Genomic DNA, 26257 nt, shown 5'->3' with positions numbered 1-26257 from the left:
TGTCGGCCTCAAGCGGCGCCGGCTCGCCGCGATCGGTCTCGAGGCCGCCCCAGCCGGTGCCGAAGCGCAAGAGCAGCAGCTTGACCAGGTGCCGCGCGGCCTGACCGCGCAGCGCCTCCTCGTGCTCGGGCGGCAGATCCTCGTCGTCGATCGAGGCCGCGTCGAAGGCCCGCGTTGCCGGCAGGGTCTCGCGAGCAAGGCGCAAGGCGGTGGATTCCGCCTCGCGCAGGTCGGCATAGGTGAAGGCCCGGTGCGTGACCGTGACGCCATACCCCAACTCGATTGTGCGGCCCTCGGTGAGGCCGCGCACCAGGCGCAAGACCATCAGCTGGCGTTTGCGTAGTTTTCGGTCGCGTTGGTGAGCGTGACCTCGATCAGCTCTGCGCCGGTCGCCGGGCGGTTGGCGCGCCAGTTGTAGTCCTGGGCGATCAGCCCGCGGCCGGTGATCGGCACGCCGGTGCGCTCGAGCAGCAGCGAGGGCACGTTGATCGACAGGCTGTAATTGGCGCTGAGCTGCCAGGCCATCGTCAGCGCGAAGGCCGTGCCAGCGTCGGCGAGGTCATAGAGCTGGGCGTCACGGAACCGGGCACCGAGCGTGCCGCCCAGATCCCAGACCCCATCGGAGATCTCGGCCGCCGTGGCGGCGCCGTTCATGGTCTCCTGATCCGCTTCGCGGCCGGTGTTGAGGGTCAGCCCGACCGAGGTCACGCCGGCCACCTCGCTGCCGTCGATGCTCAGCGCACCCTGGAAGCTCACCGGAACCGGATCGGCTGCGTACTCGACCGGGGTCGCGTCGAGCGTCGCGCCGGCCTTCACTTCCTCGCGGCCGGTGGCGTTGAAGGTCACGCGCTGGCGGGTGCCATTCTTCTGCGCGCTGATCTCCATGCCGGTGGTCGCGAGCGTGTCCTGGGTGAAGTGCTGGCCGACGCCGCCGTGGCTGATCCCGTGCGTCGCGAGCAGGATCGAGGGCTGGGCTGCGGCGGCAAAGGTATGAACGTAGGGCCCGGTGCCCGTGGTCGTCGGCAGGCCCAGGATCTGCGCCAGGTGCCAGCCGATGCTGTCGAGGCCCATCGGGACCTCGAAACTGCCGGCGAGATTGCGGAGGCCCTGGACCACCTCGCCCGGAAAGGCGTCGCCATAGATCGCCTCGTCATTCGCCAGCTCACCGGTCGGCGAGACGCTGTAGCTGTAATAAGGCAGCGTGTAGAACGCGCCATCGGCGGCGGCCTCGGCTGCGCCGAACGTCGACTGGCGCCGTGCCAGCAGTTTCGCCTGATCTCCGCGTGCGTTGGGCATCGGTCAATTCTCCATCGAGTTTTCGGGGGTTTCGTAAAACAGGGCGACGGACAGCACCGACCCCTTGAGGCTCTCCGCCCCCGGCATGGGAACGGCCTCGCTTTCCTCCGGCGCACCAGGCACCAGGAAATCGACGGCACCGCCGAGGGTGCGATCGGCCATCAGCAGCGCTGCCGCCGAGGTCAGCACCGCGTCGATCGCCGCGTCGCGCGTGGCGGCGTCAGCGCCTTGCACCACGCATTCCAGCTCGACGCCGCGCTGCCATTCGCGCACGCCGGTGCCGAGCCGCACGCCCATTTCCTGCGGATCGCCCGGGACGATGTTGATCAGCCCCTCGGGCGGGCAGTCCTCGGGCAGATCATGCTCGCGGAAGATCGCGGCCTCATGCGCCTCGAGCTGCCCCTGCAGCGCGACGATCGCGGCCTCGTGTTTGCTCGGCATTATCGCAGCCTCCGGCGGCGGGTTGTCTTGAATGCGGCGTCGATGTCGCCGGCGAGGCCAGCGGCCACCGTGCGGGTGACCGCGCCCACGTTGAGACGCCGGCGCAGGCGCGCCTGCGGGATCAGCCAGAACATCGGCACCGTCGACAGCCCGTTGCCGCTGCTCAGCGCGCGCTTGCTGCGCGAGAGGGTGTAGTTTCCGGCCTTGGTCTGGCGCTGGTTGTCGACCACCAGGAGGGAGGCCCCTTGCGGGCGGTAGACGAAGCGCAGCGGCCCAAAGCGATGCTCGGGAAAATTCGACGGGTTGATCCGCTTGCGACCCATGCCGCGCTTTGGCGCAGAGGGCGTCGGGATCGCGAGCCAGAAGCCGTCGCGCGACTTGATCGTCACACCGGCGTCGAAGGCTTCGATCAGCGTCTCGGCCTTGGTGTAGACGTAGGCGGCCGCGCCCAGCGACGCGCCGTGCGTCGGGTAATTCTTCGACTGCCAGCTGCGCGCGACGCGCCGGCCGAGCCCGCCAGAAATCACGTCCTGGCGCAGCGCGGCCTTGAGACGATCGGCGCGGCCATGCACGCCGCTGGTCACCGCGCGCTCGGTGAGATCCAGCTCCTCGGCCATGAAGTCGACGAGGTTGCCCTCGAGCGCTGCCTCGAGACGGTCCCTCATAGCGGCACCGTGTTCAGCTGCACCTTGAAGCGGCGGGGATCGCGCATCTGGGTGTGTTTCACGCGCCGGCGCTCGCCGCCGATCTCGAGCGTCGCGCCGCGATCGTGGCCGGCGAAAGCGCTGGCGAGGATCTCGAACACGCCACCGGGCTCCTGGATCTGCATCGAGCCAAAATCGGCGATGTCGTCGCCACGCATCGGCAATAGCCGCACCGACAGGGCAGCGCCATCGGGATCGAGGGTGGCCTCAATCCCGTGCTGCTCGAACGCGGTCTCGACCGCCCGCAGAAACGGATCCATCGGGCTCAGCCGGTGGCGCCGTCGCCAGATGCGGGCGCGCCGCCCTGGGCCTGGCCGCCAGTCGCCGCCGGGTCGGTTGCGCCAGCCGTTGCCGCCGGCGCGGTGGTCGCGGCCTTGGTCGATTTCTTCGCGGCCTTGGGTTTCTCGGCGGCCTTAGGCTTCTGGATCTTGCCCTTGCCGGCCTTCTCGATTTCGGCGCCGATCGCGGCCGGCACCGGGCCCGACCAGCCCTCGGGAAGGGTGCGGCGCGTCGAGGCCCCGGTCTTGTAAGTATGCGCGCCGGTCATCTTGACGGTCACGGTCTCGTCGGTGGTCTTGCGGGTCGCCATGGTAGCGGTCTCCTCATGTCAGGGGGCCCGGCGCCTCAGGCGCCGGGCCGGTCAGCGGCTCAGCCTCAGTTCGAACTGTGGCCGCGCACCAGGACGCCAGGACGCAGGCACATGGGCAGCGTCTCCATCATCGCCTCGACATCGGCGAAGCGGTCTTCCTGGCGGTCGGGGAACAGCGCCGAGTAGAACTCCTCGCCCGGCAGGTTGGTCATGCCGAGGTAATCGGCCGAGCCGTTGAACTGCCGGAAGGTCTGGCGGGTGCCGACCGGGAAGAAGGACACTTCACCCTGCGGGATGAAGCTTCGGGTCACCACGGTCCCATCTTCCTGCGGGACCGGACCCTCGCCCTGGTATTCCTTCCACCAGATGCCCTCGAACTCGAAGCCCTGCGAAGTCTCATCGCGAAGAGGGTCGGTGCCGGTCTTGTTGGTGAAATACTTGTAGCGTTCCTTGAAATCGGAATGCCCCATCATCCGGTCCGTGAACTCGGGTTCCATCAGGCCCATGACGCCGGTCATCACGTCGCCGAGCAGGTTGGTGCGGATGTGACGCTTGACCTCGCGCGCCTTGGCGCCGAGGTCGGTGGTCGCGGTGCCATAGACAAAGTCGACCGACTTCTTGGTGATGCCGAAGGTCTGGTGCAGGTCGACGATCACCGAGCCATCGGCGTCGAGCACCTGGCCCTGCAGCGCGCCCGCGCGGAGGTATTCGCGGGTGATGTCGATCGAGCCGCGCAGCTCCTCCTGGCGGTCGAGCACCTCGCCGAGCACCTGCTTGAGCTCGGTCTCGGACCCGAAGGCGCGGATCCCGTCGATGTCATCGGCGGTGATGCGCGACTTGAGGCCGAAGCGCGAGGTGCGGAAGTCGAGCAGGTCGCGCTTGCTGCGGGCCTGGCCGGGCAGCGAGGTGCCGCGCGCGGAGGATTGCACCAGCTGCAGCACGCCGTTCTTCTTCTCGATCGAGAACTTGGTGCCGCGGATCGGTTTCGGGCTGAACAGCCCCAGGTTGCCGATCAAACCCCACTGGTTCGGGATGATGCGGATCGCTTCGCCAAGCGCCATGGCCCGGAAAGCGTCGTTCTTGAAAATATCCATATGGGCCATGACAGCGGCTCCTCTTTTCGGTTTCGGGTGCGCCGGTCAGGCGCGGAAGGACAGGCCGCCGGGCGAGGCCGGCGACCCGGGTCAGCTCACCACGATGCCAAGGGCTTCCAGCTCGGCGCAGGCTGCGTCGCGCTTGGCCTCGGTGTCATAGGAGGCATCGAAGGTCAGGCCGAAGCGGCGCACGCGGGCGTGACGCTTGAGCACCACCGCGGTCACGTCAGCCTCGGCGGCGGCCGCCGGGGTCAGCAGAACGGCCGCGGCCGCCTCGGACCCGTCCGCACCGGCCTCGTCGCTGGCGACGTATTTCTCGGTCGCGGTCACCATGCCCAGGACGGTGCCGGGCTCGAGATCCGCGCCGGCGGCGATCGTCACCTCCTCGCGGCTGTAGTGGTCCTGTTCCTCGAACAGGAGGAAGTCACCGGGCGTCTTGCCCTCGGTCAGTGTCGGCATGTCCATCACTCCTATGTTGCTGGACGGTCAGGGGATGCCGGCCCGGAGGCCGGCGCTCAGTTTGCGTGACGGGCCCGCGCGAGATCGGCAGCGGTTGCGGTCTCGGGCCCGGTCGCGGCCGGCGCGTCGAGGTCGGTGTCCTCGGCCTGCATGACCGCACTCAGGCTCTGGCCGGCGCCCTGTTTCGGGGCGGCGGCAAGGTGCTTCGCTGCATCCTCGGCGCTCATGTCACTCTCGAAAGCGAAGCTCTTGGCGAGATCCTCGCGCCCCTTCGCCTCGGGGTGGTTCAGGATCGCCGAGATCCGGCTGCGCTCGTCGGATGCGCTCGGGCCAGCGGGGGTCGGGGCGGCGGGCGCCTCGGGTACCGTGGCGGTCGGTGCCGGGGTCGGCTGCTCGGGCGTGCTCGCCTCGGGCGCTGGCTGCGCGGGTGCGCTGGCGGTCGGCGCCGCCGGCGCCGGGGTGGTCGCGGTCTTGTCGGTCATGGTCTCAGCTCCTTGCTTGCTGGCTGTGCTGGGCGCCGGTGCCGGCCGCCCATTGATCTGCGCGACGAAGCGCTCGAAAGCTGCGCGCGGGTTGTCGACCTCGTCGGCGAGGCCAGCCTCGACCGCCTGGGCGCCAATGAAAGTGCGGGCCTCGGTGGCAAGCGCGGCCTCTAGGGTCAGCCGATCGCCGCGCCCCTCGGCGACGGTCTCGGCGAACAGCTGGCGGAGATCCTCGCATTCGCGCTGCAGATCTTCGCGCACCGCCTCGGGCAGCGGCTCGTAAGGGTTGCCGTCGCCCTTGTGGGCGCCGGCCGAGATCACGGTCACCCGCACCCCGTTGGCCTCGAGCCGCTCGCTCTGATCGGCATGCATGCAGATGACGCCGATCGAGCCAGCGCCGCCCGAGCGCGGGATGATGATGCGATCGGCCTGCGAGGCGATCGCGTAGGCGGCCGAGAAGGCATGCGCCGAGATGAACGCCCAGACCGGTTTCTGCGCGCTCAGCGCGCGGATCTCGTCGGCCAGCTCGAAACAGCCCGCGACCTCCCCGCCGAAGCTGTCGATCTCGAGCGCGACCCCGCGCACCATCGGGCTCTCGGCCGCGGCGGTGAGCTGCGCCGAGATCCCCTCATAGGTCTGGTTCCCGGAGAAGGATTCGCCGATGTAGCTGCCGCGATGGATCAGCGAGCCGGTGATCGGGATCACCGCGACCCCGTCGATGCTGCGGAACGGTGAGCGCCGGCCGGCGCGGATCTCGTCCTCGAGGCGCTCGTCGAGCACCGAGGCGACCGGGCGCGAGCGCGCCTCTTTCGTGGCCTCCGCGCCCTCGATCGTGACGGGCCCGCCGAACAGGCGGGGGCCCAAGCCAGCGACGAAGGCCGCGGCCTTCGCCGGCGCAGCCATCAACGGCGTGTGAAACACACGCTGCGCAATCTGCGGATAATCCATGATGTCAGTCCTCGGGGGTCATCTGCGGCCCGCCATTGTGGCCGAGCAGCTTGGCGAAACTTTCCTGCATCGGGTGCAGCGTGCCGTCAGGCATGGCGGCGATCTCGCCTTTGATCTGTTCCATGTTGTCGGCGTAGTCGGTGCCGGTCAGCTCGGCCGCCTCCTCCTCGAGGGTCGACAGCCCGAGGGCGACACGCATCGCCGCCGCCTGGGCTTCCTTGACCGGATCGACAAAGCCCTTGCCGGGCCCGATCCACTTCGCCCGCGCATAGGCCGGCCAGAAGGCGTGGAAATCCGGCGCGCCGGAGGGTAGCGCGATATGGCCGTCGAGGATCTTCTCCTCGAGCCAGGCCATGAAGAACGGTTGACAGAAGCCCTGAGCAAAGGCGGTGCGGCGGGCGCTCCACCCGCGCCAGATCTCGATCATCGCGGCGCGCGCGCTCGAGTAGTTGGTCTTTGACCAGTCCGAGGCGAGCTGCTCATAGCTGATCCCCAGGCCCGAGGCGATGTTGCGCAGGACCGCGCTCTCGAAATCCGCGTATTGCGCCGCCGGCCGGGCGGTCTGCACCATGCCGATCTCGTCATTCGGATAGAGCGCCTGCACCCGCGCGCCGCCGACCTTCACGCCGCCGGAATTGCCATAGAAGCCCTGGCGCGCCTCCTGATACTTCAGGAAGCCCTCGCCGCCGCCCTCGGCGAACAGCTCGTCGATGACATCAGGCCCCATGGGCGACTTGATGAAGGCGGCCAGCACCGCGTTGATCACCGCCGCCTGCAGCTCGACCCGGCTGTAATGGTCCTCCATGCGCAGCCGCTCAACGATCGGCGCCAGACGCGAGATCCCGCGGGTCTGCCCGTCGCGGGTCTTGTCGAAGAAGTGCAGCACCTGCGGCCGGCCGTGCGGCGTCTCGCGGGCGATGCGCTTCCAGGCCCAGCGATCGGCGGTGTCGACCCAGATGGTCTCGGCGTGCGCTTGGCGGAAGTGATAGGCCTTTGCGATGCCGTCGCGGCTGATCTCGATCCCGCCGCGCAGCTGGGCCCGATCGGGCATGTCCTGCGGGTTGCAGAGCAGATCCGGGTCGACCAGGCGCATGGTCGTCTTGGTCGGCCGGGCCCGGCGCCAGTTGACCAGGGCGATCGCCTCGCCCTCGACCAGGTAGGTCCGATAGGCGGTGCCAAACATCTGCGGCACGGTCTGCGCCCGGGTCGTGTCGGCGAGAAAGCGGGGATCCTGGGCATAGCTGCGCCAGTGCCCCTCGACCTCCTCCTTGAAGGCGCGGGCCCATTCGGCGCTGAGCCCCAGGGCGCGCCAGTCGGGCTTGAGCAGCGGCCGGAAGTTCGCGCCGATGACGCTGTCGACCTCTTTCGAGACTGCGCCGGCAGCCCAGCCATTATTGCGCACCAGGTCGCGGGCCCGGGCCGTTGCCCGATCGCGGTTCGGCAGGATCTCCGCGTCGACCGCGCGGTTTGACGGCAGGAACCCCGACATGGTGTCGATCGTCGGGTCGGCGGCGGTGTAGGGCGTGGTCCCGGAAAAGCCCGCGTCGCGGGCGACGGCGCCCGACTTGCGCGGCACTAGGGGCACGCGGGTCAGATCACGCCCCATCAGAACACCACCCGGCGAGACATGCGGCCTGCGGGGGCCTGGCCGAGCTTGCGTTTCAGCTCCTGGACGTAGCGCCGCAGTTTGCCCTCGTCGGCCGGCTTGAACTCCGTCCGGTGGCCGTCATAGCTGACCACGGTCACGGTCTGGCCGAGCAGCAGCTTATGCAGCGCGTTCTCCGCCTCGGTCAGACGGGCCTCGAGGGTCGCGGTCTCAATCGGCATCGGGCCTCAACACGTTCAAGAGACGCTTTGCAGCGTCGGTTTCGGGTTTCTGCGCCGCGCCCGCCCGGGATCCCGTGGCGGCCGCGAGCGGCAGCTCGGCGTCGAACAGATCGCCTTGCTGATCCGGCGGGGCGATCGACCGCTCGGCGGTCAGGGCGTCCCACTGGTCATCGGTCATCGAGTGCCAGCCGCGGCGCATCGCGGCGCCCTCGGCGTAATTCATCGTGTCGAGCGCCTCGTTGCGCCGGGTCGGCTCGACCAGGTTCCAGCTCGAGGTCATGACCCCTTGCGCGTTGCGCTTCACCACGCGGGTCTCCGAGGCGAGCATCCGGTAATACTCATTTCCCAGGGCACGGGCGAAACGGGTGTGACCCCGATCGCTCGGATCTTCCTTGCCGAGATGCGCGTAGAGCCCCGCCTTGAGCGACGACACATTGAGGTTGAAGGCGCGTTTCTGCGCCCGTTTGGCCTTGCCATCCTTGCGCCGCTCGAACCGCTGCAGCGACATCAGCGGGCCGTTCTGCGTCGAGGCGCCTTTCACGATGATGACGCGCGACCAGGGATGCGAGCGCGCCCAGCTCCACACGTCATCGGTATAGGCGCCGCCGTCGATCGCGAGCATGTCGATCGAGATCTGCAGGCCCAGCTCGGTTTTCCAGCTCTGGCGCAACAGCGCGTTGAGCGCCGCGCGCCCCTCATCGTCGCCGATATGGTGCGGGATCACCTTGTAGTCGATGACCCAGCGCCGGCGGTTACGCCCGAAGGCGACCAGCTGCACCTCGAGGCGATCGTCCTGGCAGTCGACGCCGGCGCCGAAGATAAACCCGGTGGCCGGCAGCACGCCGCGCTCGAGGATCTCGCCGGGCTCGGCGTTCTCCGTCCGGTCGCGCAACGCTTCCCAATCCGGCGCGTCTGTGGCCTGCTCGTAGGGCAGGCCCAACACGTCATTCCAGAACACCTGCTCGACAGCCGCGCTGACCGCGGTCGGCGCCGCGGGTTTCTTGCCGCCCTGGGCCTCGAGCCGGGTCCAGCCCATGACCTGGGCGTATTCGACCGCGATCGAGGCCCAATCCCGTTGCGGCGCGTAAGCGCGCCAAAGGTGGAACCCCGGGTGACTGCCGCCCGGGTTCTGTTTCACCCACCGCCCGAGGCGAACCATCTTTTCCTTGTCGCCGTGGCGGATCGGCTCGCCGCAGCTCTCGCAGCGGAAATGCGCCGCTGCCAGGTTCTCCGGGTCGATCTGCGCCCGGAAGTTCTCCCAGGTCAGCGGCTGCTCATGCCCGCAGCTCGGGCAGGGAACGTGATAGAGCCGCTGATCGCTGCGATCATAGGCGGCGGTGATCCGGCAGGTGCCCTTGATCATCGCGGTGCTGACCCTGGCGATCTTCGCATCTTCGAACCCCGAGGCCCGGCTTTCCGCGAGCTTTTCGGGGTCGCCCTTTTCCGAGGGCTCGAATTTCGACAGGTCATCCATGATGACCAGGCGCCGGCTGGTGCCGGTGAGATCCGCGGGCGAGCCAGCCGAGGCGACTTTCAGCGAGCCGTTCCGGTCGAGGGTCTCTTGGTTGAACGTATTGTCGCGGTTCTCACCTTTGCCCGCGCCGAACACCCTCAGCAGCCCCGGCGCCTGGCGGCGCATGGGCATCCACTTGTTGTTGACCCACTCGGTTGCCGCGCTCGAGGTCGGATGCACGATCAGCGAGTCGAGCGGGGTGTACTCGTGCCACTCCGCCAGGGTCGGCTGAATGATCGAGACCGTCTTGCCCCATTGCGCCGAGCCGCGGATCGTCACCTCGCGCGCCGCGTGCTCCGGTGACAGCACCTCGTGGATCTCGCGCAGGAACGCGAAACGGTTGATGTCGAACGGGCCCGGCATCGGCGAGCGGGCGTCGAAGACGATATTTTCCTCGCACCACCGCGTGATGTCGGGCGGCGGCGGCGGGTCGATGGCCTGGGAGATCGCCCTGGCGATTACCTCCTCGGCCGAGATCAAGAATCCCACGGGCTTAGAAATCCTCGGCCTGTTCGTCGTCGGTCAGCTCGGCCGCCTCGGCCTCCTCGGCCTTCACCGCGGCGCGGCCGGTGCGATACTCGCGCCAGACCTCGGTCAGGATCACCCGGGCCTCGCGGAAGTCGACGCCCAGCTCGTCGGCGATGCGTCTGGCACCGGTGCGGATCACCGAGCTTTCGATCTGGGCGATCTCCTGCGCCATTTGCCGCATGGTTTCATTCGCGACCACGCTTGCCAGCACCAACGTGCCCTCGGCCTCGCTGTTGCGGCGGCGCGCGGTTCGGGCGTCCTCCTCGGCCTTGAGGGTCTTCGCCAGCTCATAGCGGCTCGGATCCCGGCTCGGCAGCTCGGTTGCCCCGAGCCCGGCCGGCGCCGGGGCGGGATCTTGGGGCGGGCTCGGCGCGGGATCCGCTGCTGGGATCCGTGCCAGGGCCTCCGAGGTCTTGGCCCCGTTGCCGAGCATCTGGCCGGGATCGAGGCGACGCCCGAGCGCGGCGGCGACCTTGGCGAGATCGAAACGACGATGTCGCCCGTCGCCGCTGTAGCACCCCGTGAGCTGCCCGCCGCTCACCAGCTGGGAGATCCGGCCCTTGGAGAGATCCAGGACGCCGGCCAATTCCGTCGCGGTCAGCTGCCGTGTCATGCGTTCCTTTCCGAGGCGCCCGCGCAGCGCCGGCCGATCGCCGCGCTGCACCCGCTCGCCAAATCTGACCCCCGCTAAATCGCTAAACCCCCGCAAGGTTTAGGCTTTGGTTTCGGTTTAGTGAGTTAAAACATATGCGCTAAGCCGCCCCGTATACCGGCGGAGCCTGGGGAGGGACCCGCCGTTTTGGGATGCCGCGCCCTACCCTGCATTCGGACTCCGCTCGATTCAGCCGTTCGACCTCATGCACCGGCCTTTCGCCGCGCCGTCCAAGACCTATTGAATCTGCGACAACCGACAAAGTTGCACTGAGCATACTGACGCTGAGCTGACGTTCCGCATCAGCTTAGATTGGCCGTATCCGCCATCCTCAGGTCCACACCCTTGCGCCGTCGTGATGGAATCGGCGAAACTCTCGGTACGATCCATCAACTCCATTCTCGCGCTCACTGTAGTCGCGAGGATGTCCAGCCAAGAAACGGAGGGCGAGATGTTGAAGGAATGGACCAACATGCAGGTCGTTGAGTGCGAGACAGTCGACGGCGGAACGGTGACAGTATTCAAGCAAACCGACGGCGAGCATCGTCGCTATGTCCTGGGAAATGGCCGCGAAGTAATGAACAACGCTGACGGAACTTTCACGATCCCAGAGACCGCCACTGATCTCACTGTGGTGAGCATCTGAAACGAGAAGCGCCCGAAAGCATCTCTGCTCCGGGCGCGGTTCGGTTCGATGGCAAGATGTCAACGTAGTGACTTTCGGTCAAGCCTCTTTCTTCCACGGAGAACGAGGCGGCATCTCCCGCGTCACCACGAATCCGGTCAGGTCGCAGCGAATTTCAAAGGTTGTCTGCAGCTCGAGCAGCGCGCCCCACCACGCCAACCACTCGCGCCGGCGCGCGGCGCGCTCTGAGGCCAGACCGCTGAATACGACCCGGCAGGCGTAACCGTCTGACTTCCCGAGCTGGGGCGTCGGCCAGCGGCCCGGCCCCGTCCAAATCTCGCGCTCAGCATAGCGGCCGTACTTGCACTGTCGCCATGCCACTGGCTGGCAACTAGGCGAGACCCCCTGCCCCCAATCCGGAGTGCGCCCCTGTCGCGCGAGATCAGCAATCCAGATCGCCATTCGACGCCCACCGCAGCCCTCGGGCAGGCACGACACAGCCGAAGCCACGAGGTCCGCATCTGGGTGCGGCTCAGAGCGCCCGCCGCCATCGATCGCGCAGCCGAGGTTAGCCCGCTGCATCATCACCCATTCCATCGACACTCCGGGCCGCTCGCCCGCGGCGCTGGCGAGCTCATCGAAGTCCAGCGACACACGCTCCGACTGGAAGGCCCAGACCAGCAGATCCCAGATGGCGACCGGCGTCTTACCGGCCCGACCCGGACGCACGCGGGGAATCTGGAATTGCGCACCCATCACGCTCATGCCGCGCCCTTTCCTTGCTCAGGCAGCAGGGCCATCGCCCGCGCCTCGAGCTTGGCGTACCAAGCCAGCCACTGCCGATCATCATGATCATCAACACCGCGGCGCACCCGATCCTCGCGCACCCGCTTGTTGCTGTCGTGCTCGGCGGCGCGCTCCCGAATCCGGCGCCAGTCGCCATCGTGAAGCGGGGGACGCTTGAGCGCGGTCAGGAACTGGAACTCTGCGACCAGCGTACCCTCTTCCAGCGCCTGAGGCCCGCGCGCCGATCCGAACCAGCTGGCGATGACCGGGACCTCTTCGAGCGGGCGCGGCGCCACAGCCTCGGCCAGAGGCGAGATCGTCGCCATGCGCGGCCAGCCCCGCTTGTCGCCGCCCTCACCCTTCGTCTTCAGGAACTCGCGCAGCCGCTCGAGCTGCTCGTCGTTGAGGTAGGCCAGCCCGTCCGCCAGATCGATGAGGAACTTGGCATGCTTCTCCTGGGTCACATTCCCCGGCTTTCGGAAGCCCCACTCGGTCAGGGGATGGATCAGCACCCGGCGCACTCGGTCACGCTTGGTCTCGACCTTCGTCGTCTGCTCAACCGTCATTGCAAGCGCCCTTCTCAGCAAAAATCCGACTTATCCACAGGCTGCGCGGTCGGAATGAAGTGCGACGGTTTTCTCCTGTCTTTCTCTTTCTCATTTCTTTCTCCTTTCCTCTCATGCAGCCGACAGAATGTCGGCGGTTCTGTCCATATTCCGTCCCAAACTGTCACGCGGACAGAACTGGACAGAACCGGACAGAAGTTCAGACGCGCCAGGCAGTGACGCCGAGCGCCTCCATTCCTTCCATGATCCGAGCGACCGTGCGGTTGCCTGTCGGGTAGCTGTCGTTGAGCCAGTGGTGCAGCTGGACGATGAAGCGCGGATTTCCCGACAGCCGCTCGTCACCGAGGTCGGCCACGCTCTTGCGAAGGCGCGAGAGTGCCGTCCGCTCACGTTCGGCGGCGGCCCGGTCAGCGCTTTTGTCGCGCGCGTCGATCGCGTCTAGTACGACCTCGACCACCACGTCGTGCATCAGCCTGACCTCACCGGTCCCGGGGATGCGGCACAGATGCCACCCGTAGAGCGGAGAGATGTCGCGCCTGGACCACCCTTGCCAGGTTTCGACCGACATGCCGATCAAACCCGCCAGCAGAGCGTCGTCGTTCGGCAGAGTTCCGATCGGGTTCTGATATCGCGACTTGCACCAGAGCGCCTGCGCGATCGCGAGGACAGCCCATTCATTGCGCTGCGTTGCGCGCGTGAAGAAATCGCTGTTCAGCCAGCGGTCATAGTGGAACTTGAAGTAGGAGTGCGCCTCCAGGCGCGTTCCGGACGGCAGCGGGTATTCCGGCAGGTCTGTGTTGTCCCGCGCAAGCGTGATCGTAGCCGTCGTCATGCCTTCCCCACTTCATCGAAGGACCGGATCGCGCGCCCAGCCCAGTAGCGCGCCAGCTCTCGCCACAAGCGCATCTTGGCGTCATCGAAAGCCGCAACGTCGCCATCCAGGCGCGCATCGCACAGCGCTCGACCGGCACCCGCGACCTCGTGCAGATCGTCATCCGGCGCGCCGCCGATCGACCGCAGGACGGCGTCGAGGCGCGCCAACAGGTCCGGGCACAGATCCATGCCGCCCCGGAACAGGACGACGGCCGTTGCAGTCGTCACGAGCCGCGCGCGTGGCCCCGGAGCGCCCCTCATGCCGCACCTCCGACGTCTTCCCGGAAGCGCCGAAGGGCAGAGAGCGCGATCTCCATGTCGGCGATGAAGGCCTCGAGCGCCGGGCCGTCGAGCGCGCCGTTGACCACCGGCCGGGTCTCCGCCGGCTGAAACCCACCCGGGCGCAGCGACCAGCCGCGCGTGCCGCATTCAAGCTGGTGCAGCCGCAGGTCGAGATGCCCGAACGGCACCGTCACCGAATGCACGATCGGCACTCGCTTTGCGCCTGAGCCGCTCATGCTGCCCTCCCGCGCCGCATCGCCTGAACTTCACGCTCAGCCACCAGTTTCATGACGGCAGCCCTGATGCGCTCCTGAGCGACGGGGTTCCGGCGCCTCAGCGCCTGCGACACATATCCTGCCCAGCCGAAACCAAGCTGCCGACTGGCCTCAGCGCAGGACGGGAAGCTCACCCCGTAGAGCGTGACCGGCTTCAGGCGCGGCAGCGGCGGCGGCACTTTCCTGGCGACCCGATCCGGATCCCCCATGTCAATCGCCGCCCATACCGTGTGGGAGGAGACCCCGAAATGTTCTGCCGCCGCACGCGCGTCGGGAAAGTCCACTCCGCGAATCCGCACCGGCATGGGCTCACGCCCGACCCGCCCGGTTCCGACGCGGTGCAGCGTCCCGCGCTTGGCTGCGATACGGACTGCGTCCGAAGACACGCCGAGCGCCTCCGCCGCAGCAGCGGCGGTCTTGTATGTCACGCCCCTGATCTCGAGGTCGCGATATCTGGTCTCACCCATTGCGCCCTCCCACAGCCTTTCACCATAGCACCGGCATCCCGCCATCGCGGTTATAGGGCTTGAGGCACAGGCTATACGGCAGTCCTGGTCGGTGCATCGCTGCACGAACTTCGTGTCGCCGTCCCGGAAGCGCTTGAACGCGCCCGCGATCGAGGACCGCGTCCGTCCGGTGCGTTCGGCGATCTCAGCGAAGGTCAGGCCGTGCTCGTCTCTCAGATCGAGCAGATGCAGAAGGCCTTCGTCATCAGCCCGGCTTGTCTCTGCCGACGCCATGTCAGACCTCCCCCATGAAAGACCCCGGCGCCGCAAAAGACACCGGGGCAAGGTCCAACAGGGAGGTGCGCCGGGTCCCCGCGGCGCTCGGGATGGAAAAGGGTACGCGAGGTATTCTAGCCAAAATGGAGGAGAAGGCCAGATCGGGGACAGCCCCGCGCACCAGTTGGCAAGGTTGGACCCCCGCCAGGCAGGCCCGAACAGGTCGGGCATTCGTATTCTGAAGGGAGCGCGTCACGGCGACACCTCCCAAGGCGCCGCCGCCATCGTGACCGGCGCGGTCAGGGCAACGCTGCTGTTCGTGGTGGCGTAGGGCACATGCGCGATCGTCAGCCCGTCGCGGGTCTCACGCGCAAGCGGCTTGCGGTCCTCGCGCGGGCCGCGCGCGAACGGGCGCATCACCGGCGGGCGGCCGAGGAGATCGGACGCGGCGCTCATGCGACCCTCCGCTCATCTGCGGCCACATAGGTTCCGAGGTGGTCGAGGAAACCTGAGCACTCGAGCACCGCGATCATCACCTTGTCGGCGGTCGGGCGGCTGGTGGCATTCCACCAGTTCCACGCGGTGCTGTTGCGCACCCCGAAGAAGCTCGCAACATCCTCAGGCCGACGGAACTCCGCGTGCAGCCAGTCCGACCAGATCTCGGCAGCGATGACCTGCATCCTGTAGCGGTCCAGTTCTTTGGACCGGGACGCGGGACGACCTGCCGAGTCACGCTCCGAGCATGACCCGTTTGATACGATCAGCTTCAGATGAGCGCTCATGCCGCGTCCTCCTGCGGGGGATGCCCGGCCATGTAGTCACGCAAACGATCCACCCGAGCCATGGTCGGGCTCGACTTCCCGGCCTTCCACGACTCCCACTCTTTCCAGCCCGCACCGATGGCATCGCGCAACACCGCCTGCGGCTTCCGGTCAACGGAGGCGGCGTAGGCCTCCACGTCTGCGATCAACTGCTCCATGCTCGCAGTTATGGGGTATTGATACCCCATGTTGCAAGGGTATTTCTCACCCCTACCGCCAAAGTCCGGCATGGCAGAGAAAATAGTCATGCCCCGGACCTTCATTGAAGCATTCCAACACGCCCTTGCCACGACAGGGCGCTCTGTCCGAAGTATATCTTTGGCAACCGGTGTTCCTTATGAACGCCTCAAGCAAGTTGCGCGCGGGCGAAGCGCGACGACGAACGCAGACGATGCCTACCTAATTGCTCGAGCGTTCGGCGGAACTTACGAAGACTTCATGCAAGGCAATGTCTCCGCGAAACCGACAATCGCCATCGCCGGCAAGGTTGGCGCCGGCGCCCACGTTCCCGTTTTCGACGCTTACGAAAAGGGAGATGGCCCCCAAGTCGAATGCCCACCCGGCCTGTCATATAACGGCGTGGTTGCGGTCGAGGTCGAGGGGGACAGTATGGAGCCGGTCTTCAGCGCGGGCGACCTACTGTTCTACACCCGAGACACCCACGATGGTGTGCCGGACGACGTCATTGGCCACCGCTGCGTGGTGGAAGATGCCTCCGGCATGGGCTGGGTGAAGCAGGTGAAGCTCGGCAGCGAACCAGGCCTGTTCAACCTCATCTCCCTAAACCCATCCGCCGACAACATGCACGACGTCAAATTGAATTGGGCGGCCCGTGTGCGCCTGCACTGGCCAGCCGAGCTCGCCAGGAAAACCTAACGTCATTGAAGATGATCAATATCCAGGCGCCAACATTATACGAGCAGAAATTATGTCCGAACAAGCATTTACACTCTACTTTGATATCAAGAAAGACCACAGCCCAACTCTAGGTGCGGTTGCGCGAGCCGCCTTGGCTATCGAGAAAATGGCGGGCGAAACCCTATACCTGTCTGAACCCGGCGTTTCATTTGAAGTACTATTCGACCGCTCCGCCCCCGGGAGTCTGCGGATTATATCAACCCTGAAAGGGGCCGTAACCAAGGAGCGCCTGAAGCAACTCGCCTTTATGCTTGCAACCCTGATAACCACCAACACAATTACCTACTTTCAGACCAGGGGCCTGGACCACCTCACAGAGGCAATCTCAGCAGAAGATGAAAGTCTAACACCTGAAGAAGCCGCACACATCGCAGAACAAGTAGCACCCCTAGTCGAACGAAGCCTGGCAAACCGCAACGTTGTCGACGCCCGAAGAGACCTGTTCAGCGCGGCAAACGCCGACCCAGCTGTAGACGGCGTTGGGATGCGGGCGGACGATCGCGACCACAAACCAGCGCAGATCGTCCCGCGCAGTGATTTCGCAGATTACCTAGAGGACATCAGCGAAGTCCTAGAAGAACCTGGAGAAGCTAAACGCGAAAGGACGGTCCGGGAGGAAGTGGTCCTAGATCGCCCCATTCTATCTGGATCCCACAGAAAATGGGGCTTCTTTGGGAGCACAGGGAAGTTCTCAGCGTACATGGAAGACGCCAAATTTCTGGAAGACCTGACCAGCGGGAAAATTGACCTCAATCTCTCGGGAGGAATAATCCTCGACGTTACCCGCTCGATCAAAGAGGAGAAGGAGGGCTCTATCTGGGATATCAAGAAGGACGCGATCACTGAAGTCCATTCCTGGCGTCGCGATATGACCCAAGCTGACTTCATCCTATCTCATAAGAGCGATGATAATGACGACGACCAATAGCGCCATCAATAGAAAGGGCACGACGGTCACAAATCCGAAGTGAACAATCGCTCCTTGTATCAAGGCCGCCACGCATGCGAACGCTGACAGTTCAAGGACAACTTTTGCAACACGCTTCCAGTAAGGCATGGCCACGACCTAACGAGAAGGTAACGGCGGCGCTAGATGCCAAATCGTATCAACCCACTTAAGTGCCAATTTATCCCAATCCGGCCCCATGCCGGGCCTCTTGCTGCGCACCGGACCGCCCCAGCACGTGCCTCCAGAGGGACATGACTCAACGGCCCGGGCAACTTTTATGGGGTATGAATACCCTTTTCTGTTGACATGGGGTATTCATACCCCGCACATTGCCCTCATCAACCGATGGAGGCACCCATGCCGAACAAGTACGTTCTCCCCGAAGAGGCGGCCTTCCTGACAGACCCGGAAGCCGCCGCCGCTGATCGCGTGACCCGCCAGGATTTCTGGTTTCATGCGAAGCAGCGTCAGGGACACCCGATTTGCAATGAGGCAGGCAACCGCCTGCACGACCTCGAGGCCCGCATTTCCGGGCGCCCAACCTTGGTGCACGTCATCACGGAAACCGATCCCGACCCGCAGCCCCCCGCTCCGGCGCTGACCGACGTGGAGGCTGGCCGCCAGCGCGCCATGCCCGCGATCCGCGAGGCAGTGGCGAAGTTCGGGCGCGGCGGAGACGCAGCATGATGGATCGCTCCCACCTCGGCCGCCAGTGCGACACCTTCGAGCCCCATACCGACGACGATCTCATCTGGCGCCCGCCGCTGCTGATCGTCATCGCCTCGATCCTGGTCTGGGTATGGATCATTTTCGAGATCCACCAAGTCATCGATGCGCCGCCAGCGCCAGACACAGCCCCCGGGCTTTTCGAATGACAGCGCACGCCATCACTCACGGACCCGCGCCTGTCCCGCTGCCGGGCGACCAATTGTGGTACGCCCGGCAGCTCCGCGCCCTGCCCGGCTGGCAGCTTGGCGATATCTCGGATGAGGTGATGCTCGAGGCCTGCAGCACGGTGATCGCACTGGCGCGAGAGCCGGACGGGATTGCCTCTGCCCATAAGCCTTCCGCTTTCGACGCGGGCGGCTCCCCACCAGCGCCAGGAGCTCGTGCCCTCCAGATACAGGTTGAGGATGAAATAGCACCCCAGCCAACGGCCGCAAAAATACTGAACCAATCACTAGATACTAAACGACCACTCGTGACTACGCGGTCGCCAGCTGGAATGCATGAAGAGGATGAACGAGCTCGAAGACATCATCAACAAGGCTCACCCAGTGCGTGTCAGGACTTCCAAGCGCTGCAATCTAAGCGGCATCTTTTGACAACGCTTCGCCACATTCGCCCACAAATAGACACCTTTTCCTCAAATTCGACACATATCGCGTTCGGGCGTACGGACATCTCCGAATCGACTTCCCACCTCACGTCTGACTCCATCGGAATTGGCGTGGTCGAACTGTGGAGCATGTCGTGATGCTCGAGACCTGCAGCACGGTGATCGCGCTGTCGGACGACGCAACCGAGATCACCTCGGCGCACGCGCTCACCGCCCTACTGCTTGGATCGATGGCCAGCGCCGGAGGTGAGCATGACAGCCTCTGACACTCCGCTCGCGCAGCGCGCCGGCATCCTCTGCAACGACGCGCGGTTCCAGCGCTTCGCCGCGGCGCGCTCAGGCTTCGATGGCGGCCAGTTCTGCGCCAGCGCCGCCGCCGAGTTCCTGCGCACCTTCTGCCGCGTCGAGAGCCGCCGCGCGCTCGACACCGACGAGAGGGCCCGCGCCCGCTTCAACGTCCTGACCACCGAGTTCGACGCCTGGACCGGTAGGATCGCGACCCACCGATAACCGAATGCCGGGCATTCCGCCCGCATCCCCCGCCGCAACAGCAATTCTCAGGAATGGCCGTGCCGAACCCGCGGCGGGGGCAACAATTTCAAGGAGAGGCCGATGGCCAGAGAAGAGCTGAACTTCCTCGAATTCATGCAGAGCTTTCGCCGCGGCGAGCTTCTGCGCGAGGCCGATGACCGCATGAGCGAGGTCCTCGCCGCCATCCAAGAGACCGGCAACAGCGGCGAGGTCACCGTCAAGCTGCCCTTCAAGGTCAACAAGGCCGGGCAGATCGAGTGCATCCCGCAGGTGACCGCCAAGAAGCCCAAGCGCGAGCTCGGCGCCGGCATCTACTTCCTGAACGACGATGCCCGCCTGACCCGCCGCGACCCGAACCAGCAGGACTGGGTCGACGAGTTCGAAACCCGGCGCGACCGCGCCGCCGAGTAACTCTCCAACAGAAGGACCACCCACATGACCGAACAGACCGAGCTTCTGGAAATCGACCCGCCCTATGATCCGCGCTCCGCACTCGAGGTCGCGCTGACCAGCGCCCGCCTCGCCGATCCGGTGATCGAAGGCGATCACGGCCAGCGCTTTGCATTGGCACCGAAGGACTTCAGCCTCACGCCGATCCCCTCTCCGCACGCCCTTCCGCCGCACATCATCCAGCGCGTGACCGTTGACGATGCGGACTCGCTGATCCGCTACGCCAACCGCTTCAGTTCCGACGCATCGGTCCTGATCGCCGATATCGACGCGCTCACCGTGCACGCCTGCCTCGACTGGCACGGCCACAACCAGGCGAAAGCTGATGCAATGCTGGCCCCCGGCGCCCGGAAGCACACCGCCATGCTCAAGCTTCGCGAGAGCGAGGAGTTCAAGCGCTGGAATGAGCTCGAGGGACACATGGTCGATCAGATGGCCTTCGCCGAGTTCCTGGACGAGAACGCCTCTGACATCGTGACGCCAGACCCAGCCACCATGATCGAGATCGCCCGCGACCTCGAGGCGACGCAGGGCGTGAACTTCAAGTCGAGCACCCGGCTGCAGACCGGCGAGCGCAGCATCGTCTACGAGACCGAGACCCACACCAAGGGCGAGATGAAGGTGCCGACCCAGTTCACCCTGCAGATCCCGCTCTTCGCTGGCGAGGAGCCGATCGAGATCACAGCCAGCTTCCGCTTCCGGCCGCGACCCGATGGCCTAAAGCTCGGCTTCGTCTGGCGCCGGGTCGAGTATCGCCGCCTGGCTGAGTTCCAGCAGATCGCCTTCCGCGCTTCCGAGGGCACCGGCCTCGCCCTGATGTTTGGGCGCGCACCCGACCTCTGATGCCCATGTCAGCGCCCCAGTGATGGGGCGTTGCGATGGACACCAGACCGCTTGAGGAGCACACCGTTGAAGAACAAGCTCACCGATCTCAACAATCATCTGTTCGCACAGCTTGAGCGCCTCTCCGATGATGACCTCGACGCAGAGATGATCGAGCGCGAGGTGAAGCGCACGGAAGCCATCGTGAAAGTTGCCGATCAGATCACCGGCAATGCCGACCTGCAGCTCAAGGCCGCGAAACTCTTTGCCGAGCACGGCGCCGGCGTACTCCCGATGCTGCCCCAGATCGGTACCGGTAAGGCGTCAGAGCGATGAAAGGGCACCATATCGAATACAGCGACGCTGAACTGTTCTGGATCCACGACAATCACAAGCGCCCGCGCCGCGAAGCGCACGCTGAGTTTGTCGACCTGTGGAACCGCCCGGACGTGTCGCTCTCCAACTTCACCAGCCTCTGCAAGCGCAAGGGTTGGATGACCGGACGCACCGGCTGCTTCAAGAAAGGCCAAGTGCCGCCGAACAAGGGCCGGAAGGGATACTGCGCCCCGGGCAGCGAGAAAGGCTGGTTCAAGAAAGGCGAGCGCCGCGGCGTTGCTGTGGAGCTCTACAAGCCGATCGGCACCGAACGGGTCAGCAAGGACGGCTACATCGAGCGCAAGATCCATGACGGCATGCCGCTGCAGTCGCGTTGGCGTGCCGTTCACCTGATCCGTTGGGAGGAAGCGAACGGCCCCCTGCCCGACGGTCACTGCCTGAAGTGCCTGGACGGCGACAAGGCGAACACCGCCCCCGACAACTGGGAGGCCATCCCTCGCGCGCTCCTACCGCGCCTCAGCGGCGGCCGCTGGTATCGCGGTTACGACACGCTGGAGCCCGAGCTGCGCCCCACCGCGCTGGCCATCGCGAAACTCGAGCACAAGGCAAGGAAGATGGACGAATGATGCCCTCCACCGCAAATGCCGCACAGCCTCTCAAGGGCGCAGAACTTCGTAAGGCGGTAGCTGAGTGGGCAGGCCTCGGATGCGCGGTCAAAATTGGCTCGGATGGCACGATCGAAGTGACCCCACCCTCGCGCGATAGCGCTGAGCCAGACCTCGTAAACTGGAGCCGCAAATGAAGCGGAACCTCCCCGCATACGTCTACGCCAAGGGAAAGCGCGGCTATCTCTACTTCATCCGCTCCGGCGTCTGCCAGCGCATCCACAGCGAGCCGGGAACACCAGAATTCGCAGCCGACTACGCCATACTCATGCGCGGCCGAGTTGTCGCACCGAAGCGCAACATCGGCAAGCTCATTGAGCTTTTCATGCGTTCTCCGAAATGGGCCAACTATGCCCACAACACGCGGCGAGGATATGAGCGCCACCTCACATACTTGCGCGACACGGCAGGGAATATTGATCCTGCCAAGCTTCGCACCGTCCATGTTTATGAGATGCGGGACGCCTTGGCCGACAAACCGACCGATGCGAACCGGAAGATCGACACCCTCGTGGCGCTACTGAACTACGGCATCCAGATCGGCTGGATCGACCGAAACCCAGCGCACGGCGTCGAGCGCCTGAAAGCGACAGGGAGGAAGCGGAAGCCGTGGCCGGTCGATCTGATCGACGCATTCCGGGCCGAAGCCGATGGCCGAACGCTGCTCATTTTCGAGATGCTGCTCGGCACCGGGCAGCGCATCAATGACGTGCTCGCGCTTCGCTGGTCAGATATGGATGGCGACGGCTTCCAGCTTACGCAGGGCAAGACCAAGGCCGAACTCTACATCCCCCTGACAGACCGCCTCCGAGCTGTGCTGGCGTCTCAGAGGCGCCGCGGCATGTTCATCATCTGTCACGAGGACGGCACCAAGATCAGCTATCAGCTTGCCCATAAGGACGTGATGACGGTGCGGAAGAAGATCGGCGCGGATGAGTACGACATTCACGCGCTGCGCTATGCCGCCGCGTCCGAGATCGCCGCAATCCCCGGCATGACCCGCGACCACATCCAGGCAATTACCGGCCATGCCGATGCTGCCATGATCCGCCGCTATGCCGGTGCCGCGGTTCAGAAGATCCGGGCGACCGAGGCACAGAAGGCGCGCGCGGACAGAACGAATACGAAACGCGAACATTGAAACGTATTTGAAACGCAAGAAACGCGGTCAATGTTTTCAATATCTTATCAGTCAATATAGGTGCTTGAGGAACATCTCCTTGGTGAGCGTGGTGCCCTTGCGCAGCGAGAGCAGCTCGAGCATCTGGTATTCCTTGCCGGTAAGGTGCACCGATTTGCCGCCCACCTCGACGGTCTTGGCGTCGAGATTGACGGAGATCTTTCCGGTGCGGATCACCGACTGGGAATGCCCTTTAGAGCGGCGGATGATCGCATGGATGCGCGCCACCAGTTCGTCGCGATGAAACGGTTTGGTGAGATAATCGTCGGCGCCAAAGCCGAAGCCCTTGATCTTGCTGTCCGTATCATCGGCCCCGGACAGGATCAGTATCGGCGTGCTGATCCGCGCCATGCGCAGCTGGCGCAGCACCTCATGCCCGTCGATGTCAGGTAGATTGAGATCGAGCAGGATCAGGTCGTAGTCGTAGAGCTTGGCCAGATCGATCCCCTCTTCCCCGAGATCGGTGGCGTACACGTTCAGATTGGCATGGGTCAGCATCAGTTCGATGCTCTTCGAGGTGGTCGGATCATCTTCCACAAGGAGGATTCGCATTGAAGGTTCTCCGCTTGTTCTGTCCTGTCGATCCGACCCTGAGGCAAATAAGTTAATGCTTCTTTACTGTAGACATCCGGATTTTCTTTTCAATCATCGGTTGCGATTTCAGGAGAAACGAGATCAGGGATCGGACGGTTCGGCGCCCGGCGCGCGAAAGCGCTGCACCAGCGTTGCCTTCAGCGCCTCTTCGCCGTGATGGGCCACCGCGCGCACCCATTCGCCAAGCTCCTCCGCGCTCAGCCCGTAGCGATCCATCGCCTGGTTTTCCGAAAGCAGCCCGTATGTTACCGCCTTGACCACCGCGGCCTTGCGGGAGGCGACCCAGCGGCGCGTCTCGGCCGGGGGCAGATCGGCGCGGGTCATGATGGTGCCGTCAGGGAGCGTCACTGCGCGCGGGCCTTTGATCTTCTTGAGGTACATCCCGTTTCCGTTCCGCTCTGTTCTGTCCCGCTGTTTCCGGCTGGACGCTATTTGAGCGCGGTGGATTTAACGCGGTCTAAAAACCGCCCCTTGAGAGTGCAAAGCATTTTCCTATATTCGCGACCTGTTCCCAGGAGACCGCCATGCCCCTCGATGCCCCGACCCTCAATTCGCTCGGCCTGCCCAAGCCGCCGTCCGAGACGCGTGTCGTGGTCGCCATGTCCGGCGGCGTCGACAGCTCCGTGGTGGCCGCGATGCTGGCCGAGGAAGGCTATGACGTCGTCGGCGTCACCCTGCAGCTCTATGATCACGGCGCGGCGCTGGCCAAGAAGGGCGCCTGCTGCGCCGGCATCGACATCCACGATGCCCGTCGCGTCGCCGAGCAGATGGGCTTTCCGCATTACGTTCTCGATTACGAGAACATCTTCCGCGACGCGGTTATCGACGAATTCGCCGAGAGCTATCTCGGCGGCGCCACGCCGGTGCCCTGCATCCGCTGCAACGAGCGGGTGAAGTTCAAGGACCTGCTCGAGACCGCCAAGGATCTCGACGCCGACTGCATGGCGACCGGGCATTACATCCAGCGCATGGTCGGAGACCAAGGCGCCGAGCTGCACTCGGCGGCGGATGCCAACCGCGATCAGAGCTATTTCCTGTTCTCGACCACGCCCGAGCAGCTCGACTACCTGCGCTTCCCGCTCGGGCACCTCAAGAGCAAGGCCGAGACCCGCGAGCTGGCAGCGAAATACGGGCTGAGCGTGGCCGACAAGCCGGACAGCCAGGACATCTGCTTCGTGCCCGACGGCAATTACGCGAGCGTGATCGAGAAGCTGCGCCCGGGCGCCGCCGAGCCGGGCGAAATCGTGCACGCGGACGGCCGCGTGCTGGGAGAGCATCGCGGCGTGATCCATTACACCATCGGCCAGCGCCGAGGCCTCGGGATCGGCGGCCTGACGGAGCCGCTTTACGTGGTCAAGCTCGACGTCGACAACAAGCAGGTGATCGTGGGTCCGAAAGAGATGCTGGCGACCCGCAAGGTGCCGGTGCGCGAGATCAACTGGCTGGGCGACGCGCCGTTCACCTCGCGCGAGGAATGGCATCTCTCGGTCAAGGTGCGCTCGACGCGCCCCCCGCGGGAGGCCATCGTGCGGCCGATCTCGGAAACCGAGGCCGAGGTCGAACTGGTGGTCGCCGAGGAAGGCGTCTCGCCCGGCCAGGCCTGCGTCTTCTATGATCCGGACAGCAGCCGGATCTTCGGCGGCGGCTGGATCTGGCGCGGGTATTGAGGGCGTCGGTGGCGCATTTAGCGTAGCATCTCCCCAAGATCCCATGAGCGGCCCTAAGATGCCGCCGCGCATCGCCGGTCCGCGGAGTAGCGATCTTACTTCGGACTCCCTCGATTTGTCCCGGCTACGTCCGAAGGACCTCGAAGCTGTGCGCCCAGCGTCCCAAAGTCACCGGCCCGGGGGGCAGGTCATGCCGCAGGCATGCTTTCAGCATGACCGATGCGCGGCGGCCTTTGGCCTTGATTTCGCGCGGGTGGTTCGCGCGCGGATCGTAGCGCAACGTCCACCTCACCGTGGCGAGCGTGAACGGCCTTGGCCCGCTACCGCCCCTGCTCGCGCCGGCTGAGGACGGTGTGCAGCAGCGCCCCCTCGGCCAGCCTCAGCAGCAGCGACAGCGGCACCGTCATGGCGGCGACGTAGAGCGAATTCCCGAAGCAGCTCACGAAGCGGCCCCGGTCGAGGGCGCGCAGCGCCTCCTCGGGCATCCAGAAGAACCCGTACCACGTGGTGATGAAGCCGCGCCACTCGGTCAACGAGGGCGGCGAAATGTCGTTGAAGGACGACAGGATCATCGGCAATAGCGGCAGGACCATGAACACGGTTCGTATTCATAGCTGTGACCAAGTGGTAACAAGCGGATGACGGCTGGCAATGGGTTGATCCACTTATGGGCAATCTTGACCCCACGTCGTTCAAGGCAGCATGCCACCGACGGCAGCGCCCGGAGCAGGCGGTTCCGACAGGGCTGGCCCTCGGGCGCGATCCGGTCCATGAGTGGCCACCACCGCCGGAGTTTCGCCATGACCTACGTGATCCTCGCCTTCGCCGTGCTTGCCGAGACCATCGGCACCGCCGCTCTGCAGGCCAGCCAGCAATTCACCCGCCCCCTGCCCTCGGTGCTGGTGGTGATCTCCTACGCGCTGGCCTTCTGGCTGCTCTCGATCGTGCTGCGCAGCTTCCCTGTCGGCATCGCCTATGCGCTTTGGTCCGGGCTCGGCATCGTGTTCATCGCGATCATCGGGCTGGTGGTGTTCGGGCAGCGGCTCGACTGGCCGGCGATCATCGGCATCGGGCTGATCCTTGCGGGGATCGTGGTGATCAACCTGTTTTCCGCGACCACGGGGCATTGAGGGCAGCGAGACGACCCGCCCCTCCGGCAGGGCACGAGACTGTGCGCCGTAGACATCGGGGGGACTTCGGTCCCGCTCGACCAAGCCCAAATGCCATCGCTCTCGCCAAAGCCCCAGAAAACCATGAGCAACCGCGGGACGCCGCCGCGCCATCGCCGGCCAGCGGGATGGCGCGGCAGCGTCCCGCGGTTGC

At 65.3% G+C, this 26257-nt stretch carries 38 protein-coding genes and 1 pseudogene; 14 read left to right on the top strand and 25 right to left on the bottom strand.

The features are described 5' to 3' along the window. The 13 genes from R2601_RS27045 to R2601_RS15905 form a co-directional block, all read right to left on the bottom strand. On the bottom strand, positions 1-325 hold a 325-nt coding region (locus R2601_RS27045), incomplete at its 3' end, for a hypothetical protein (RefSeq protein WP_007800187.1). Next, positions 325-1296 carry a phage tail tube protein gene (locus tag R2601_RS15960; RefSeq protein WP_007800185.1) on the bottom strand — a complete coding sequence of 324 codons (972 nt, stop codon included), beginning with the start codon at positions 1294-1296 and terminating at the stop codon, positions 325-327. The genes R2601_RS27045 and R2601_RS15960, both read right to left, overlap by 1 nt. Positions 1297-1299: 3 nt before the next feature. Continuing rightward, positions 1300-1737: a hypothetical protein gene (locus R2601_RS15955; RefSeq protein WP_007800182.1), complete on the bottom strand. Its 438-nt coding sequence runs from the start codon at positions 1735-1737 to the stop codon at positions 1300-1302. Continuing rightward, entirely contained in the window at positions 1737-2402 is a 666-nt protein-coding gene (locus tag R2601_RS15950; RefSeq protein ID WP_007799792.1) for a DUF6441 family protein, read from the bottom strand. The genes R2601_RS15955 and R2601_RS15950 overlap by 1 nt, the downstream gene beginning before the upstream one ends. Next, positions 2399-2701, bottom strand: a complete 303-nt coding sequence (locus R2601_RS15945; RefSeq protein ID WP_007800181.1) for a head-tail joining protein — start codon at positions 2699-2701, stop codon at positions 2399-2401. The genes R2601_RS15950 and R2601_RS15945 overlap by 4 nt, the downstream gene beginning before the upstream one ends. 5 nt (positions 2702-2706) lie before the next feature. Further along, positions 2707-3030 carry a hypothetical protein gene (locus R2601_RS15940; RefSeq protein ID WP_007800179.1) on the bottom strand — a complete coding sequence of 108 codons (324 nt, stop codon included), beginning with the start codon at positions 3028-3030 and terminating at the stop codon, positions 2707-2709. Between the two features lie 65 nt (positions 3031-3095). Beyond that, the gene (locus R2601_RS15935) at positions 3096-4133 is read right to left on the bottom strand and encodes a major capsid protein (protein WP_007800178.1); all 1038 of its coding nucleotides are present in this window, start codon (positions 4131-4133) and stop codon (positions 3096-3098) included. A gap of 81 nt (positions 4134-4214) precedes the next feature. Then, a complete protein-coding gene (locus R2601_RS15930) occupies positions 4215-4583 on the bottom strand; it encodes a head decoration protein (RefSeq protein WP_040545440.1) in 369 nt (122 codons plus the stop codon). A gap of 56 nt (positions 4584-4639) precedes the next feature. Next, a complete protein-coding gene (locus R2601_RS15925) occupies positions 4640-6013 on the bottom strand; it encodes a S49 family peptidase (RefSeq protein ID WP_007800175.1) in 1374 nt (457 codons plus the stop codon). Between the two features lie 4 nt (positions 6014-6017). Continuing rightward, positions 6018-7619 carry a phage portal protein gene (locus R2601_RS15920; RefSeq protein WP_007800173.1) on the bottom strand — a complete coding sequence of 534 codons (1602 nt, stop codon included), beginning with the start codon at positions 7617-7619 and terminating at the stop codon, positions 6018-6020. Then, entirely contained in the window at positions 7619-7840 is a 222-nt protein-coding gene (gene gpW, locus R2601_RS15915; RefSeq protein WP_007799782.1) for a gpW family head-tail joining protein, read from the bottom strand. Before gpW ends, R2601_RS15920 begins: the two co-directional genes overlap by 1 nt. Further along, positions 7830-9842, bottom strand: coding sequence for a phage terminase large subunit family protein (locus R2601_RS15910; RefSeq protein WP_007800170.1), 2013 nt, complete (start codon positions 9840-9842; stop codon positions 7830-7832). Before R2601_RS15910 ends, gpW begins: the two co-directional genes overlap by 11 nt. A gap of 4 nt (positions 9843-9846) precedes the next feature. Continuing rightward, the gene (locus R2601_RS15905) at positions 9847-10494 is read right to left on the bottom strand and encodes a hypothetical protein (RefSeq protein ID WP_007800168.1); all 648 of its coding nucleotides are present in this window, start codon (positions 10492-10494) and stop codon (positions 9847-9849) included. Positions 10495-10984: 490 nt separating this feature from the next. On the opposite strand from R2601_RS15905, the gene R2601_RS15900 reads away from it, so the two are divergent. Beyond that, entirely contained in the window at positions 10985-11179 is a 195-nt protein-coding gene (locus R2601_RS15900) for a hypothetical protein (RefSeq protein ID WP_007800166.1), read from the top strand. A 78-nt stretch (positions 11180-11257) separates the two neighbouring features. On the opposite strand, the gene R2601_RS15895 is transcribed toward R2601_RS15900, so the two are convergent. The 9 genes from R2601_RS15895 to R2601_RS15855 all read right to left on the bottom strand — a co-directional run bounded on the left by R2601_RS15895 (position 11258) and on the right by R2601_RS15855 (position 15641). After that, positions 11258-11923 carry a hypothetical protein gene (locus R2601_RS15895; RefSeq protein ID WP_007800164.1) on the bottom strand — a complete coding sequence of 222 codons (666 nt, stop codon included), beginning with the start codon at positions 11921-11923 and terminating at the stop codon, positions 11258-11260. Beyond that, the gene (locus R2601_RS15890; RefSeq protein WP_007800162.1) at positions 11920-12510 is read right to left on the bottom strand and encodes a hypothetical protein; all 591 of its coding nucleotides are present in this window, start codon (positions 12508-12510) and stop codon (positions 11920-11922) included. Before R2601_RS15890 ends, R2601_RS15895 begins: the two co-directional genes overlap by 4 nt. A 199-nt stretch (positions 12511-12709) precedes the next feature. After that, the gene (locus R2601_RS25550) at positions 12710-13342 is read right to left on the bottom strand and encodes a hypothetical protein (protein WP_007800159.1); all 633 of its coding nucleotides are present in this window, start codon (positions 13340-13342) and stop codon (positions 12710-12712) included. Next, positions 13339-13644, bottom strand: coding sequence for a hypothetical protein (locus R2601_RS15880; protein ID WP_007800157.1), 306 nt, complete (start codon positions 13642-13644; stop codon positions 13339-13341). The genes R2601_RS25550 and R2601_RS15880 overlap by 4 nt, the downstream gene beginning before the upstream one ends. Continuing rightward, positions 13641-13901: a hypothetical protein gene (locus tag R2601_RS15875; RefSeq protein WP_007800154.1), complete on the bottom strand. Its 261-nt coding sequence runs from the start codon at positions 13899-13901 to the stop codon at positions 13641-13643. Before R2601_RS15875 ends, R2601_RS15880 begins: the two co-directional genes overlap by 4 nt. After that, positions 13898-14680 carry a hypothetical protein gene (locus tag R2601_RS15870; protein WP_007800152.1) on the bottom strand — a complete coding sequence of 261 codons (783 nt, stop codon included), beginning with the start codon at positions 14678-14680 and terminating at the stop codon, positions 13898-13900. Before R2601_RS15870 ends, R2601_RS15875 begins: the two co-directional genes overlap by 4 nt. 234 nt (positions 14681-14914) lie before the next feature. Next, positions 14915-15118: a hypothetical protein gene (locus R2601_RS15865; protein ID WP_007800150.1), complete on the bottom strand. Its 204-nt coding sequence runs from the start codon at positions 15116-15118 to the stop codon at positions 14915-14917. Next, the gene (locus R2601_RS15860; RefSeq protein ID WP_217626372.1) at positions 15115-15444 is read right to left on the bottom strand and encodes a hypothetical protein; all 330 of its coding nucleotides are present in this window, start codon (positions 15442-15444) and stop codon (positions 15115-15117) included. The genes R2601_RS15865 and R2601_RS15860 overlap by 4 nt, the downstream gene beginning before the upstream one ends. Beyond that, on the bottom strand, positions 15441-15641 hold the full coding sequence (locus R2601_RS15855) for a hypothetical protein (protein WP_040545433.1): 201 nt from the start codon (positions 15639-15641) through the stop codon (positions 15441-15443). The genes R2601_RS15860 and R2601_RS15855 overlap by 4 nt, the downstream gene beginning before the upstream one ends. An 88-nt stretch (positions 15642-15729) precedes the next feature. On the opposite strand from R2601_RS15855, the gene R2601_RS15850 reads away from it, so the two are divergent. The 11 genes from R2601_RS15850 (at position 15730) to R2601_RS15805 (ending at position 22634) form a co-directional block, all read left to right on the top strand. Next, entirely contained in the window at positions 15730-16359 is a 630-nt protein-coding gene (locus R2601_RS15850; RefSeq protein WP_040544792.1) for a S24 family peptidase, read from the top strand. A gap of 52 nt (positions 16360-16411) precedes the next feature. Further along, the gene (locus tag R2601_RS15845; RefSeq protein ID WP_007800142.1) at positions 16412-17329 is read left to right on the top strand and encodes a hypothetical protein; all 918 of its coding nucleotides are present in this window, start codon (positions 16412-16414) and stop codon (positions 17327-17329) included. 378 nt (positions 17330-17707) lie between these two features. Continuing rightward, positions 17708-18037 (top strand): hypothetical protein, encoded by a 330-nt coding sequence (locus tag R2601_RS15840; RefSeq protein ID WP_007800140.1) that lies wholly within the window; start codon positions 17708-17710, stop codon positions 18035-18037. Then, entirely contained in the window at positions 18034-18225 is a 192-nt protein-coding gene (locus tag R2601_RS15835) for a hypothetical protein (protein ID WP_007800138.1), read from the top strand. Before R2601_RS15840 ends, R2601_RS15835 begins: the two co-directional genes overlap by 4 nt. A 601-nt stretch (positions 18226-18826) precedes the next feature. Beyond that, positions 18827-18955: a hypothetical protein gene (locus R2601_RS27575; protein ID WP_007800137.1), complete on the top strand. Its 129-nt coding sequence runs from the start codon at positions 18827-18829 to the stop codon at positions 18953-18955. Further along, complete coding sequence (locus tag R2601_RS15830) at positions 18942-19199, top strand: hypothetical protein (protein WP_007800135.1); 258 nt, start codon at positions 18942-18944, stop codon at positions 19197-19199. The genes R2601_RS27575 and R2601_RS15830 overlap by 14 nt, the downstream gene beginning before the upstream one ends. Before the next feature lie 102 nt (positions 19200-19301). Next, complete coding sequence (locus R2601_RS15825; protein WP_007800134.1) at positions 19302-19631, top strand: YfdP family phage-associated protein; 330 nt, start codon at positions 19302-19304, stop codon at positions 19629-19631. Positions 19632-19655: 24 nt separating this feature from the next. Continuing rightward, positions 19656-20513 (top strand): DUF2303 family protein, encoded by an 858-nt coding sequence (locus tag R2601_RS15820; RefSeq protein ID WP_007800132.1) that lies wholly within the window; start codon positions 19656-19658, stop codon positions 20511-20513. A 66-nt stretch (positions 20514-20579) separates the two neighbouring features. Continuing rightward, positions 20580-20828 carry a hypothetical protein gene (locus tag R2601_RS15815; RefSeq protein WP_007800130.1) on the top strand — a complete coding sequence of 83 codons (249 nt, stop codon included), beginning with the start codon at positions 20580-20582 and terminating at the stop codon, positions 20826-20828. Continuing rightward, positions 20825-21454: an HNH endonuclease gene (locus tag R2601_RS15810; protein WP_007800128.1), complete on the top strand. Its 630-nt coding sequence runs from the start codon at positions 20825-20827 to the stop codon at positions 21452-21454. The genes R2601_RS15815 and R2601_RS15810 overlap by 4 nt, the downstream gene beginning before the upstream one ends. A 172-nt stretch (positions 21455-21626) precedes the next feature. Beyond that, the gene (locus tag R2601_RS15805) at positions 21627-22634 is read left to right on the top strand and encodes a tyrosine-type recombinase/integrase (RefSeq protein WP_007800127.1); all 1008 of its coding nucleotides are present in this window, start codon (positions 21627-21629) and stop codon (positions 22632-22634) included. Positions 22635-22688: 54 nt separating this feature from the next. Here the strand turns inward: R2601_RS15805 and R2601_RS15800 are convergent. Both R2601_RS15800 and sciP read right to left on the bottom strand, forming a co-directional pair. After that, a pseudogene (locus R2601_RS15800) lies at positions 22689-23225 on the bottom strand (response regulator transcription factor); the annotation flags it as partial. A 123-nt stretch (positions 23226-23348) separates the two neighbouring features. Next, positions 23349-23648, bottom strand: a complete 300-nt coding sequence (gene sciP / locus R2601_RS15795) for a CtrA inhibitor SciP (protein WP_007800123.1) — start codon at positions 23646-23648, stop codon at positions 23349-23351. A 143-nt stretch (positions 23649-23791) separates the two neighbouring features. Here sciP and mnmA point away from each other — a divergent pair, with 143 nt between their 5' ends. Further along, positions 23792-24934: a tRNA 2-thiouridine(34) synthase MnmA gene (gene mnmA / locus R2601_RS15790; RefSeq protein WP_007800121.1), complete on the top strand. Its 1143-nt coding sequence runs from the start codon at positions 23792-23794 to the stop codon at positions 24932-24934. A 320-nt stretch (positions 24935-25254) separates the two neighbouring features. On the opposite strand, the gene R2601_RS15785 is transcribed toward mnmA, so the two are convergent. After that, complete coding sequence (locus tag R2601_RS15785; RefSeq protein WP_007800120.1) at positions 25255-25527, bottom strand: ABC transporter permease subunit; 273 nt, start codon at positions 25525-25527, stop codon at positions 25255-25257. A 207-nt stretch (positions 25528-25734) separates the two neighbouring features. Here R2601_RS15785 and R2601_RS15780 point away from each other — a divergent pair, with 207 nt between their 5' ends. Further along, the gene (locus R2601_RS15780; protein ID WP_007800118.1) at positions 25735-26064 is read left to right on the top strand and encodes a DMT family transporter; all 330 of its coding nucleotides are present in this window, start codon (positions 25735-25737) and stop codon (positions 26062-26064) included. Positions 26065-26257: the final 193 nt, after the last annotated feature.

Source organism: Salipiger bermudensis HTCC2601, from assembly GCF_000153725.1.
Classification (GTDB): Bacteria; Pseudomonadota; Alphaproteobacteria; order Rhodobacterales; family Rhodobacteraceae; genus Salipiger; species Salipiger bermudensis.
Note: the sequence above shows the minus strand (reverse complement) of the source record. Positions and strands in the feature narration are given on the sequence as shown.